Raw genomic sequence first — 12,393 nt, forward strand, 5'->3', positions numbered from 1 at the left:
GGATCCGGCCGAATCGGACCGGACCATGGCGCTACGGATGGATCCGGAACAGTACATTCCGGCGCAGCGGGCCTTCGGGGAAGTCCGGATCGTCGAAGTCGTCGGCCGGGTCGCTGGTCATGCCGATCCGGCGCATCACCGCCTGGGAGCGCACGTTGGTGGCGGTGGTCACCGCGAGGATCTCCGGCAGGGCGAGGGTCCTGAAGCCGAAGTCCAGGACGGCCAGGGCGGCTTCGGTGGCGTAGCCGTGGCCCCAGGCCTGCCGGGACAGCCGCCAGCCGATCTCCACCCCGGTGAAGGCGAAGCCCTCGTCGACCGGGTCCAGCCCGGCGAAACCGATGAACCGGCCGGTGTCCGCCACCTCGACCGCGAACCAGCCGTAGCCCCGCTCCTCGAACCCCTTCTCGAAGCGGGCCACCGAGGCCGCGCTCTGTTCGGGGGTGAGCAACTCGCCCAGGTGCTCCCGGACCTCGGGATCGGCGTTCATCTCCGCCCACGGCGCGAGGTCGGATTCCCGCCAGCGGCGGAGCAGGAGGCGGTCGGTACGCAGTTCAGGCATGGTGCGACGCTAACGCGGCGACGCCGGCGGAAGCGATCGGTTTTGACTCCGGCGGGTTACTCAAAGTGCGGTATCGATGACGGAAGGTAAGGATGGGCCTCGGTCGCTCCGGAACCCGTGGGCGACTCCCTTCCCTTCTCTCACAAAGGTGAGCTGATGAGCGAACGATCGAGGCACGCCATATCCAGTCGCGCACGTCGTCAACGGCTGTGGGGTCTGGCCGGCGGAGTGAGCATCGTGACCGTCCTCTTCGCGGGCACCGCGTCCGTCGGGTCGGCCAGCGCGGCGACGGGACACGGTCTGTCTTCCGCCGGGACCAAGGGGGCTGTCGCAGCGTGCGACAACAGCTACGGCTGCGACCACGAGGGCGGCCCTGAGACGGGTCCCCCCGGACCGCAGGGACCCCCCGGCCCGCAGGGACCGCAGGGTGACCCCGGTCAGCCCGGCCCCGCCGGCCCGCCCGGTGCTGACGGCGCTGCGGGCGCTGCGGGTGCTCCTGGCGCCCCCGGTGCTCCGGGTGCCACGGGTGCCGCGGGCGCTGACGGCGCTCCGGGTACCGCGGGTGCGCCGGGTGCCGCGGGTGCTGACGGCGCTCCGGGTCCGGCGGGTGCGCCGGGTGCCGCGGGCGCTCCGGGCCCGGCCGGTGCCGATGGCGCTCCGGGTGCCGCTGGTGCTCCGGGTGCCGCTGGTGCTCCGGGCGCCCCGGGTGCCGCTGGTGCCCCGGGTGCTCCGGGCCCGGCCGGCCCCGCCGGGCCGGTCACCAGTCACCAGGTCGTCGGCACGCCGGTGAACACCCTGCTGGGCTCGGTCACCGCGACCGCGACCTGCCCGGCGGGCACGGTGCTGCTGGGCGGCGGGTACCGCATCGGCGGCCTGGTCACGCTGCAGGTCCTCGACAACAGCCGCGACGCGACCAACACCAACCAGTGGAACGTCACCGCCTTCGGCGCTCTCGGCGACACGATCACGGCCGTCGCGGAGTGCGCTCCGTAACGCCGGATCACGGTGTGAACGGCCCTTGAGGCCCATTCGCCGGCCCAGGTCACGAAGCCTCCGCGCTTGGTGACCCGGGTCGGCTTCGCTGTGCGGCGGGCGGTCGTCCGCGACGGCGGAGAACGCGAGGAGAACGCGAAAGGCCGCGCCGCCCGTCCGGGGAATCGGGAACGGACGGCGCGGCCTGTCACAGGGTGCGGGCAGAACGGGACCCAGGGCGGGTCCCTGGCGTCAGAACGCCTCTTCCGGCAGGTCCATCACGTCGAGCGTGACGGTCTCGGCCAGCGACCGCTGGACGCCGACGTTCGGCAGGATGTTGGCGGCGAAGAACTTCGCGGCCGCGATCTTGCCGGTGTAGAAGGCGGTGTCCTTCGCGCCGGCGGACGGCAGCTTCTCGGCGGCCACGGCGGCACCGCGCAGCAGCAGGTAGCCGATGACGACGTCGCCGGAGGCGAGCAGCAGGCGGGTGGAGTTCAGTCCGACCTTGTAGATGGACCGGACGTCCTTCTCGGTGCCGGCCAGGTCGGTCAGCATGGTGCCGACGATGGCCTCGAGGTCCACGGCGGACGTGGCGAGCTGCTCGCGGGCGGCGGCCAGCTCCTCGCCGCCGACGGCCTCGGCGAGGAACTTCTTGATCTCCTCGGACAGGGTGGTCAGCGCCTGGCCCTGGTCGCGGACGATCTTGCGGAAGAAGTAGTCCTGGCCCTGGATCGCGGTGGTGCCCTCGTAGAGGGTGTCGATCTTGGCGTCCCGGATGTACTGCTCGATCGGGTACTCCTGCAGGTAGCCGGAGCCACCGAAGGTCTGCAGGGACTGGGCGAGCTGCTCGTAGGACTTCTCGGAGCCGTAGCCCTTGACGATCGGCAGCAGCAGGTCATTGAGGCCGATGAGCGCCTTGGCGTCCTCGCCCGCCGCCTCCTGGACCGCGATCTGGTCCTGGACGGAGGCGGTGTAGAGCACCAGGGCGCGCATGCCCTCGGCGTACGCCTTCTGCGTCATGAGGGAGCGGCGCACGTCCGGGTGGTGCGTGATGGTGACCTTCGGCGCGGTCTTGTCCATGAACTGCGCGAGGTCCGGGCCCTGCACGCGCTCCTTGGCGTACTCCAGCGCGTTCAGGTAGCCGGTGGAGAGGGTCGCGATGGCCTTCGTGCCGACCATCATGCGGGCGAACTCGATGATGCGGAACATCTGGCGGATGCCGTCGTGCTTGTCACCGAGCAGCCAGCCCTTGGCGGGGTGCTGGTCGCCGAAGGTCATCTCGCAGGTGTTGGAGGCCTTGAGGCCCATCTTGTGCTCGACGTTCGTGGCGTAGGCGCCGTTGCGCTCGCCCAGCTCGCCGGTCTCCCAGTCGAAGTCGTACTTCGGCACGATGAAGAGCGACAGGCCCTTGGTGCCGGGGCCGGCGCCCTCGGGGCGGGCCAGCACCAGGTGGATGATGTTCTCGGACATGTCGTGCTCGCCCGAGGTGATGAAGCGCTTGACGCCCTCGATGTGCCAGGAGCCGTCCTCCTGCTCGACGGCCTTCGTGCGGCCCGCGCCGACGTCGGAACCCGCGTCGGGCTCGGTCAGCACCATCGTGGCGCCCCACTGGCGGTCCACCATGAGCTTGGCGACCTTGGCCTGCTCCTCGGTGCCTTCCTCGAAGACGACGCCGGCGAACGCCGGGCCGGAGGAGTACATCCAGATGGCCGGGTTGGAGCCGAGAATCAGCTCCGCGTACGACCAGATGAGGGAGGCGGGGGTCTTGGTGCCGCCGATCTCCTCGGGGATGCCCAGACGCCAGTACTCGGAGTCCATGTACGCCTGGTAGCTCTTCTTGAAGGTGTCCGGCACCGGCGCGGTGTTGTCCGACGGGTCGAAGACCGGCGGGTTGCGGTCGGCGTCGGTGAAGGACGCGGCCAGCTCGTTCTCCGCGAGGCGGGAGACCTCGCTGAGGATGGTCCTTGCGGTCTCCACGTCCATCTCGGCGAACGGGCCGGTGCCGTAGAGCTTGTCGCGGCCGAGCACCTCGAAGAGGTTGAACTCGATGTCGCGGAGGTTGGACTTGTAGTGGCCCATGACGACGGCTCCGTATCGCACTCGATCAGTTACGTGGCAGTACTACAGCAAGCAGTAATACAGAATGATGCTACCCGCCGGTAATAAGAAGCAACCCCTTCCCGCCCGGATGTGACGGGACACTCGCTAGTCTTGGGTACGTGTACGGCTACGACCAGACCTCGCATCCCGGCCCACCGCCCGGCGCTGCCCCGATGCCGGGGGTGTACCCCGAGCCGTCCCCACCCTCGCTCGCGGACGCCGTACGGGCCTTCACCACGGGTTCGCTCTCCGCCGAGGACTTCCAGGCGATCTTCTCGACGTCGAAGGTCTACTGCCCGCGCGGCGAGAACCCCGGATTCCTCGCGCTGCACGACACACAGCAGCCGGTGATCCCGATGTTCACCTCGCTCAAGGAGCTGCGGCGGTACGCGGGCAAGGAGTCCAAGTACTTCGTCATCACCGGCGCCGAGGTGCTCGACCTGCTGCCGACCGGCTACGGCTTCGTGCTCGACATCGACGGCCAGCACCGGATGGTCTTCGACGCCAAGGCCGTCGAACAGATGGTCGAATTCACGATGCGCCGGATGTATGGCTGACGCGAGCTGATTCCACCCCGCTGAGCTGGGGGAATATCGCACGCCTTGCCGAATGTTCAGTATTCAACTAAGTTGGATCCAGAACACGAGGAGGACCGCCATGCCCGCCGTGACCGTCGAGAACCCGTTGACCCTGCCGCGCGTCTCCGCGCCCGCCGGTGCGGTGCCGCGTCCGGCGCTGGCCGTGTCCACCGCGCCGAGCGGTTTCGAGGGCGAGGGCTTCCCCGTCCGCCGCGCGTTCGCGGGCATCGACTACAAGAACCTCGACCCGTTCATCATGATGGACCAGATGGGTGAGGTGGAGTACGCGCCGGGCGAGGCGAAGGGCACCCCCTGGCACCCGCACCGCGGCTTCGAAACCGTCACCTACCTGATCGACGGCACCTTCGTGCACCAGGACTCGCACGGTGGCGGCGGCGTGATCAACGGCGGCGACACCCAGTGGATGACGGCGGGCAGCGGCCTGCTGCACATCGAGGCGCCGCCGGAGGAGCTGGTCGTCACCGGCGGGCTCTTCCACGGGCTGCAGCTGTGGGTCAACCTGCCGAAGAGCGACAAGATGATGCCGCCCAAGTACCAGGACATCGGCGGCGGCCAGGTCCGGCTGCTGACGTCCGCCGACGGCGGCGCGCTCATCCGGCTGATCGCGGGCGACCTCGACGGCCACGCCGGTCCCGGGGCGACCCACACCCCGATCACGATGATGCACGTCTCGCTGAACCCGGGCGCCGAGGTGACGCTGCCCTGGCGGCCGGACTTCAACGCTCTCGCCTACGCCCTCGCCGGGCGTGGCACCGCCGGCCCGTCGGGCCGCCCGTTCAGCACCGGGCAGACGGTCGTGTTCGGCAAGGGCGACTCGCTCACGATCAAGGCGGACGAGAAGCAGGAGTCGCGCAGCCCGAACTTCGAGTTCGTGCTGCTCGGCGGACAGCCGATCCGCGAGCCGATGATGCAGTACGGGCCGTTCGTGATGAACACCCACGCCGAACTGGCGCAGGCCTTCGACGACTTCCAGGCCGGCCGCCTCGGCCGGATCCCGGCGGGGGCCTGACCCCGGACCGGTGACGGCGAACCGGTGACGGCGGCCGGCCGACTACGGCCGGCCGTCTGACGCCGCGGCCTCGTGGATCTCGAACCAGATCGCCTTGCCGTCGCCCCGGGGATCGACACCCCAGGCGTCCGCGAGCTCCTCGATCAGCAGCAGACCGCGCCCCGACGAGGCCATCTCGCCGGGGCTGCGGCGATGCGGCATGTCGTCGCTGCGGTCGCCCACGTCGATCCGCAGCCGGCGCTTGGCGGGCACCCCCATCAGGCGCGCGGTCAGCACCGCGTCCTCGTCGGTGTGCACCAGCACATTGGTGATCAGCTCCGAGACCAGCAGCACCGCCGCGTCCACCTGGTCCGGGACGGTCCAGTCGTGCAGCAGCGCGCGGATCTCGTGGCGGGCCTCGCGGATCTGCCGCGGCGCGCTCTGCGAGATGGTCAGCACCGTCCGGCGCACCGGAACGTCGCAGCTCGGCCCGTCCAGGTCGCGGCGCAGCAGCATCAGCGCGATGTCGTCCTCGCGGCGGTCGGCGAGCGGCCCGGTGGTGTGGTGCGACGCCGGCCCGTGCACCGCCCGCACCAGATGGTCGGCGAGCGCCTCCAGATCGTCCGACGGCCCGGTCTCCAGGGCGGCGCGCAGCCGCTGCCAGCCGGTGTCCAGGTCGTGGCCGCCGGTCTCGATCAGCCCGTCGGTGCAGATCAGCAGTACTTCGCCGGGTTCCAGCACCAGCCGGGTCGTGGGGTAGTCGCTGTCGGGGGCGATGCCCAGCGGCAGGCCGCCCGCGGTGCGGCGGATGATCGTGGTGCCGTCGCCCATCCGGATGGCGGGCTCCGGGTGCCCGGCCCTGACCACGTCCAGGGTGCCGGTCGCCGGGTCCGCCTCCAGGTACAGGCAGGTCGCGAACCGGTCGTCGTCGCCGTGGTCGGGGTCGCTGAGCCCGGCGAGGAACCGTGAGGTGCGCGACAGCACCGCGTCCGGGTGGTGGCCCTCGGCGGCGTAGGCGCGCAGCGCGATCCGCAGCTGGCCCATGAGGCCTGCGGCGCGTACGTCATGACCCTGCACATCGCCGATGACCAGCGCGGTGCGGCCGGACGGCAGATCGATCGCGTCGTACCAGTCGCCGCCGACCTGCAGCCCGCCGCCGGTGGGCACGTAGCGGGCGGCGACCGTCATGCCCTCGATGCCGGGACCCCGGGTGGGGAGCATGGTGCGCTGCAGGCCGTCGGAGAGCTCCCGCTCGGATTCGTGCAGGTGGGCGCGGGAGAGCGCCTGGGCGAGCATCCGGGCGACGGTGGTGAGGACGGAGCGCTCGTCGGGGGTGAAGGCGACCGGTTCACGGAAGGCCGCCATCCATGCGCCGATCGTGTTGCCCGCGACCACCAGCGGCAGAAAGGCCCAGGAGGAGCGGCCGAAGGGCTTGGCGAGCGGCCAGGTCGCCGGGAAGCGCTGTTCGTACGCCTCGGGGGTCGGCAGATAGACGGCCCGGCCGGTGCGGACCACCAGCGTGGCCGGGTAGTCGGTGGCCATCGGCATGTCCGTGAACGGGCCGTCGGTGCCGACGGAGTGGCCGTGGTGCCCGATGATCGCCAGCCGGTCGCCCCGGACGCCGAAGACGGCCAGTCCGTCGGGTGAGAACCCCGGCATCGACAGCGTCGCGGCGACCCGCAGCACCTCGGCCGTGCTGTCCGCCTCCGCCAGCGCCCGTCCGGCGTCCAGCAGGAAGGCCTCCCGGGCCCGCCGCCAGTCCCCGGAGTGCACCGCACCGCCCGAGGTCGCGGCGCGCGCTTCGTGCAGCGTCCCGGCCATCGTGAGCCGGCCGGTCGGCCGCATCCGGATGCGTACGGTCCGCAGGATGCTGCCGTCGTCGCCGATCACCCGCATCAGGGACTCCACCACGGTGCCCTCGGCGCGGGCGAGGGCGAGCCCGCCGTTCAGCGCCACGAAGTCCTCGGCGTGCAGGCACGCGCGCACGGCGGACGACCGGGACGTGACCGGGTCCGCGGGAAGCCCCAGCAGCGCCGCCGCCGTCGCGTTCATCGCCACGGTGCCGGCGGTCTCGTCCCAGTGCCACAGCCCCGTGCCGACGGCTGCCAGAACGTCCTCGGTGCGCATTCGGACATTTTATGAGGGTTTGGCCGACTCATACGAATGGGGGTGGACGTCCTGGCGCCGGTAGGCTGTGACGGGCCCCTTCCGGGCTCCTTCACCGAAATCCGACGACTTGGATGAACGATGCATCGGTACCGGTCCCACACCTGCGGCGAGCTGCGCGCCACCGACGTCGACACCGACGTCCGCCTGTCCGGGTGGCTGCACAATCGCCGCGATCTGGGCGGCGTACTCTTCGTCGACCTCCGGGACCACTACGGCTTCGTCCAGCTGGTCGTCCGGCCGGGTTCGCCCGCGTACGAGCAGCTCAGCAGCCAGTCCAAGGAATCCGTCGTCCGCGTCGACGGCCGGGTGCTCGCGCGCAGCGCGGAGAACGTGAACCCGGACCTGCCGACCGGCGGGATCGAGATCGACGTCACCTCCTTCGAGGTGCTCGGCGCCGCGGACCCGCTGCCCTTCCCGGTCTTCCCGGAGGACAACGCCAACGAGGAGGCGCGGCTCACCAACCGCTTCCTGGACCTGCGCCGGCAGCGCATGCACAAGAACATCATGCTGCGCTCGGACGTCATCTCCTTCCTCCGCAAGGAGATGACCGCGCTCGGCTTCAACGAGCTGGCCACCCCGATCCTGTCGGCGACCTCCCCCGAGGGCGCCCGCGACTTCCTGGTGCCCTCGCGCGTGCACGCCGGCAAGTTCTACGCGCTCCCGCAGGCCCCGCAGCAGTTCAAGCAGCTGCTGATGATCGCCGGCTTCGACCGCTACTTCCAGATCGCGCCGTGCTTCCGCGACGAGGACTCCCGGGCCGACCGCTCGCCCGGGGAGTTCTACCAGCTCGACATCGAGATGAGCTTCGTCGAGCAGGAGGACGTCTTCGGCGTCATCGAGAAGGTCATGACCGACCTCTTCACCCAGTACGGCGGCGGCCGTGAGGTCACCTCGCCGTTCCCGCGCATCCCGCTGCGCGAGTCGATGCTCAAGTACGGAAACGACAAGCCGGACCTGCGCGCCAAGCTCGAACTCGTCGACGTCTCGGACGTCTTCGCCGGCTCCGGCTTCAAGGCCTTCGCCGACAAGCACGTCCGCGCGCTGGCCGTGCCGGACACCGCGGCCCAGCCGCGCAAGTTCTTCGACCAGATGGGCGAGTACGCGGTCGAGCAGGGCGCCAAGGGCCTGGCCTGGGTCCGCGTCGGCGAGGACAACGCCCTCACCGGCCCGATCGCCAAGTTCCTGACCGAGGACGACGTCAAGGCGCTGCTGGCCGCCGTCGACGCCAAGCCCGGCCACGCGATCTTCTTCGGCGCCGGCGAGTTCGCCGAGGTTTCCAAGATCATGGCGGCCGTCCGCGTCGAGGCCGCCAAGCGCGCCGGCCACTTCGAGGAGAACGTCTTCCGGTTCTGCTGGGTCGTCGACTTCCCGATGTTCGAGAAGAACGAGGACACCGGCGCGATCGAGTTCTCCCACAACCCGTTCTCCATGCCGCAGGGCGGCCTGGAGGCGCTGGAGACCAAGGACCCGCTCGACATCCTCGCCTGGCAGTACGACATCGTCTGCAACGGCATCGAGCTGTCGTCCGGCGCGATCCGGAACCACGAGCCCGCGGTCATGTACAAGGCGTTCGAGATCGCCGGCTACGACCAGGCGACCGTGGAGAAGGAATTCGGCGGCATGCTCCGCGCCTTCCACTTCGGCGCCCCGCCGCACGGCGGCATCGCCCCGGGCGTGGACCGCATGGTCATGCTGCTCGCGGACGAGCCGAACATCCGCGAGACGATCGCCTTCCCGCTCAACCAGCACGCCCAGGACCTGCTCATGGGCGCGCCGAGCGAGGTCGAGGAGAGCCGGCTGCGCGAGCTGCACATCCAGCTCCGCAAGCCGCAGCCGAAGGTCTGACCGGCGGCCCCCGGTCCCGGACGCGTTCCGTCCGGGACCGGGGGCAACCCGGAAGGAGTGCCATCGCGTTCCACTGATGTGGAAGGGACACGATGGCGAGCAGACGATGCTGACGCCCCCGGACTTCGAGGAGTTCGTGGCGGCGCGCGGCCCGAGGCTGCTGCGCGTCGTCTGGCTGCTGACCGGCGACGCCCATCTCGCGGAAGACCTGCTGCACGTGCCGACGGGGGTGGGCGCAGCCGTGGGCGGAGGAGCCGGGTACCGCGCGTCCGCTCCCGGGAACTCCCCGACCGGGCGGCCGGGCGGGACTACAGCGCCAGCTGACGGCGGAGGGCGTCGTCCAGCGATTTCAACGTCACGGACGGCACCGCTCCGAGACGTCGTACCAGCCGCTCCACGGCCACGGTCCGTACCTGCTCGCACTGGGCCTTGGCGTCCTTGACGAGTCCGGACCGCCCGGCATCCAGGAAGACTTGGAAGGCGTAGACCCGGTCGGTGTTGGAGGTGACCGGGACCATCGTGATCACGCCGCGGCCCTGGGTCTCCACGGACCGGTTCGCGGCGTCGTTGGAGACGATCACAGCGGGCCGAGCCTTGATCGCCTCGCTGCCGCGGACCGGATCCAGGTCCACGAGGTAGATGTCACCGCGCCTCATGGACCACCCCGTCGGCCGTGGCCGCCTCCCAGAGTCCGGCGTCCTCCGAGCCGTCCCACTCGTCCCAGGCGGCGGCCTATTCGTCTTCGAGGCGTGCCGTGCGCAGCATCTCGATCGCTGCGTGTATCACAGCGGACCGCGATTCGGCGGCGGTCGCCGACGCATACCCATCGACGAACGCCACATCTGCCTCGGGCAGGCTGACACTGATCTTCATGACCATCGGTACTACTCGGCGGTGTCCGGGTTGCCGCCGAAGCGCTCGCGGTAGGTGTCGAGGTCCTCATCGGTGATCTTGGCGAAGAGCACCGGCGGGACGGTGAACGGGATGCCGGGTGCCAGGAAGGACAGGGACTTGGCCTCGTCCTGGCTGACCCAGGTCCGGTTGTCGTCCGGAAGGGCGAAGGCGCTGCGCATCGCGGCGGACGAGGACGGGATGAACGGCTCGGAGACCACCGCGTACAGGTGGATGAGGTTCATCGCGGTGCGCAGGGTGAGCGCCGCGCCGTCCGGGTCCGTCTTGATCTCCATCCAGGGGGCCTTCTCCTCCAGGTAGGAGTTGCCCGCGCTCCACAGGGCGCGCAGCGCGGCCGCGGCCTTGCGGAACTGGAGGGTGTCCAGGTGGCCCTCGTACTCGGCCAGCAGTCCGGCGATCTGCTCACCGAGCTTCGCCTCGGCCTCGCCGGCCGCGCTGCCCGCCGGCACGTCGTCACCGAAGCGCTTGCGGGAGAAGGACAGGACGCGGTTGACGAAGTTGCCCAGGGTGTCGGCGAGGTCCTTGTTCACGGAGGAGGAGAAGACCTCCCAGGTGAACGAGGTGTCGTCGGACTCCGGGGCGTTGGCGATCAGGAAGTAGCGCCAGTAGTCGGCCGGCAGCAGGTCCAGCGCGGCATCGGTGAAGATGCCCCGGCGCTGGCTGGTGGAGAACTTCCCGCCGTAGTACGTCAGCCAGTTGAAGGCCTTGACGTAGTCGACCTTCTTCCACGGCTCGCGGGTGCCCAGCTGGGTGGCCGGGAACATCACCGTGTGGAACGGGACGTTGTCCTTGGCCATGAACTCGGTGTACCGGACGTCGTCCGCCTCGTACCACCAGGACTTCCAGTCCCGGGTCTCCCCGTCGGGAGCGGCGTCCGCCCATTCCTTGGTGGAACCGATGTACTCGATCGGGGCGTCGAACCAGACGTAGAAGACCTTGCCGTCCGCGGCCAGCTCCGGCCAGGTGTCGGCCGGGACCGGAACGCCCCACTCCAGGTCGCGGGTGATCGCGCGGTCCTGGAGGCCCTCGGTGAGCCACTTGCGGGCGATGGAGGAGGCGAGGGTGGGCCATTCGCCGCCCACCTCGTCGATCCACGCCTCGACCTCGCCGGCCAGCTTCGACTGCAGGAGGAACAGGTGCTTGGTCTCGCGGACCTCCAGCGCGCTGCTGCCGCTGATCGCGGAGCGCGGGTCGATCAGGTCCGTGGGGTCCAGCACCCGGGTGCAGTTCTCGCACTGGTCGCCGCGGGCCTTGTCGTAACCGCAGTGCGGGCACGTGCCGACGATGTAGCGGTCGGGCAGGAAGCGCTCGTCGGCGAGCGAGTAGACCTGGCGGATCGCGCGTTCCTCGATGAAGCCGTTGGCCTGGAGGCGGCGCGCGAAGTGCTGGGTCAGGTCGCGGTTCTCCGGGGAGGAGCTGCGGCCGAAGTAGTCGAAGCGCAGCGCGAAGCCGTCGTAGATCGCCTTCTGCGCCAGATGCTGCTCGGAGCAGAAGGTGTCGACCGGCAGCCCGGCTTCCTTGGCGGCGAGTTCGGCGGGGGTGCCGTGCTCGTCGGTGGCGCAGATGTAGAGGACGTCGTGCCCGGTCTGGCGCAGGTAGCGGGCGTAGACGTCGGCCGGGAGCATCGACCCCACCATGTTGCCCAGGTGCTTGATCCCGTTGATATAGGGCAGGGCGCTGGTGATGAGGTGTCGAGCCATTGCAGGCTGCTCCCAATTCGTTACGCGGGGTGAGTGATTGATCTACGGACCGTCAATATCGTATCCGACCCCCCGGGCACCCCTTCTTGTTTTCCTCTGGGGGCGGCATCGGGCGGGCAGGCGGCAGGCGCAGCCCGGGAGCACCGCGCGGGGGGACGGCCCGGAACATGCGGGGCCGGCGCCCCGTTGTTGATCACGGTGGGTGACTGCACGTGCGCATGCACGTGCACATGCACGTGCTGGTGCAACCGGTTATCATCTGGCTTACCCAGTAGGGCAGTTACGGGGAATTTGGGGAGCGTCTTATGAGCCGGACACACAATGGCATGGCCTCGACAGATCTCCAGGGAGTCGTCTGGCAGAAGAGTTTGCACAGCAACGCGAACGGTACGTGCGTTGAGCTGGCGCAGCTGCCCGGCGGTGAGGTGGCAGTACGCAATTCACGCTTTCCGGACGGACCGGCGTTGATATATACGCGGGCCGAGATCGAATCACTGATTCTCGGGGTCAAGGATGGCGAGTTCGACCACCTCATGTGACCGTATATGA

General features: G+C 69.7%; 12 protein-coding genes and 1 pseudogene. 7 read left to right on the top strand and 6 right to left on the bottom strand.

The genetic code is table 11. The annotated features are described in order from the left end of the window. Positions 1-31: 31 nt before the first annotated feature. Positions 32-559 carry a GNAT family N-acetyltransferase gene (locus O3W51_RS00990; RefSeq protein WP_138351251.1) on the bottom strand — a complete coding sequence of 176 codons (528 nt, stop codon included), beginning with the start codon at positions 557-559 and terminating at the stop codon, positions 32-34. 427 nt (positions 560-986) lie between these two features. On the opposite strand from O3W51_RS00990, the gene O3W51_RS00995 reads away from it, so the two are divergent. Both O3W51_RS00995 and O3W51_RS01000 read left to right on the top strand, forming a co-directional pair. Continuing rightward, entirely contained in the window at positions 987-1,349 is a 363-nt protein-coding gene (locus O3W51_RS00995; protein WP_269282913.1) for a hypothetical protein, read from the top strand. Next, on the top strand, positions 1,346-1,552 hold the full coding sequence (locus O3W51_RS01000) for a hypothetical protein (RefSeq protein ID WP_164608034.1): 207 nt from the start codon (positions 1,346-1,348) through the stop codon (positions 1,550-1,552). The genes O3W51_RS00995 and O3W51_RS01000 overlap by 4 nt, the downstream gene beginning before the upstream one ends. A 231-nt stretch (positions 1,553-1,783) precedes the next feature. Here O3W51_RS01000 and O3W51_RS01005 read toward each other — a convergent pair whose 3' ends face one another. Then, positions 1,784-3,610: an acyl-CoA dehydrogenase gene (locus O3W51_RS01005; RefSeq protein ID WP_138351253.1), complete on the bottom strand. Its 1,827-nt coding sequence runs from the start codon at positions 3,608-3,610 to the stop codon at positions 1,784-1,786. 140 nt (positions 3,611-3,750) lie between these two features. Between O3W51_RS01005 and O3W51_RS01010 the strand changes: the two genes are divergently transcribed. Beyond that, positions 3,751-4,188, top strand: coding sequence for an SseB family protein (locus O3W51_RS01010; protein ID WP_138351254.1), 438 nt, complete (start codon positions 3,751-3,753; stop codon positions 4,186-4,188). 100 nt (positions 4,189-4,288) lie between these two features. Then, on the top strand, positions 4,289-5,239 hold the full coding sequence (locus tag O3W51_RS01015) for a pirin family protein (protein ID WP_138351255.1): 951 nt from the start codon (positions 4,289-4,291) through the stop codon (positions 5,237-5,239). A 42-nt stretch (positions 5,240-5,281) separates the two neighbouring features. Here O3W51_RS01015 and O3W51_RS01020 read toward each other — a convergent pair whose 3' ends face one another. Next, positions 5,282-7,345 (bottom strand): ATP-binding SpoIIE family protein phosphatase, encoded by a 2,064-nt coding sequence (locus tag O3W51_RS01020; RefSeq protein ID WP_164294660.1) that lies wholly within the window; start codon positions 7,343-7,345, stop codon positions 5,282-5,284. A 120-nt stretch (positions 7,346-7,465) separates the two neighbouring features. Between O3W51_RS01020 and aspS the strand changes: the two genes are divergently transcribed. After that, a complete protein-coding gene (gene aspS, locus O3W51_RS01025; protein WP_138351257.1) occupies positions 7,466-9,232 on the top strand; it encodes an aspartate--tRNA ligase in 1,767 nt (588 codons plus the stop codon). Between the two features lie 106 nt (positions 9,233-9,338). Beyond that, positions 9,339-9,446 (top strand): annotated as a pseudogene (locus O3W51_RS01030) (SigE family RNA polymerase sigma factor); the annotation flags it as partial. 94 nt (positions 9,447-9,540) lie between these two features. On the opposite strand, the gene O3W51_RS01035 reads toward O3W51_RS01030, so the two are convergent. The 3 genes from O3W51_RS01035 to metG all read right to left on the bottom strand — a co-directional run bounded on the left by O3W51_RS01035 (position 9,541) and on the right by metG (position 11,844). After that, on the bottom strand, positions 9,541-9,888 hold the full coding sequence (locus O3W51_RS01035) for a type II toxin-antitoxin system PemK/MazF family toxin (protein ID WP_138351258.1): 348 nt from the start codon (positions 9,886-9,888) through the stop codon (positions 9,541-9,543). Positions 9,889-9,964: 76 nt separating this feature from the next. Continuing rightward, complete coding sequence (locus O3W51_RS48365; RefSeq protein ID WP_331284029.1) at positions 9,965-10,111, bottom strand: hypothetical protein; 147 nt, start codon at positions 10,109-10,111, stop codon at positions 9,965-9,967. Between the two features lie 5 nt (positions 10,112-10,116). Next, on the bottom strand, positions 10,117-11,844 hold the full coding sequence (gene metG / locus O3W51_RS01045) for a methionine--tRNA ligase (protein WP_138351259.1): 1,728 nt from the start codon (positions 11,842-11,844) through the stop codon (positions 10,117-10,119). A gap of 305 nt (positions 11,845-12,149) precedes the next feature. On the opposite strand from metG, the gene O3W51_RS01050 reads away from it, so the two are divergent. Next, positions 12,150-12,383 (top strand): DUF397 domain-containing protein, encoded by a 234-nt coding sequence (locus O3W51_RS01050; protein WP_138351260.1) that lies wholly within the window; start codon positions 12,150-12,152, stop codon positions 12,381-12,383. Positions 12,384-12,393 lie beyond the last annotated feature (10 nt).

Source organism: Streptomyces sp. H39-C1, assembly GCF_027158125.1.
GTDB classification, from domain to species: Bacteria; Actinomycetota; Actinomycetes; order Streptomycetales; family Streptomycetaceae; genus Actinacidiphila; species Actinacidiphila fildesensis.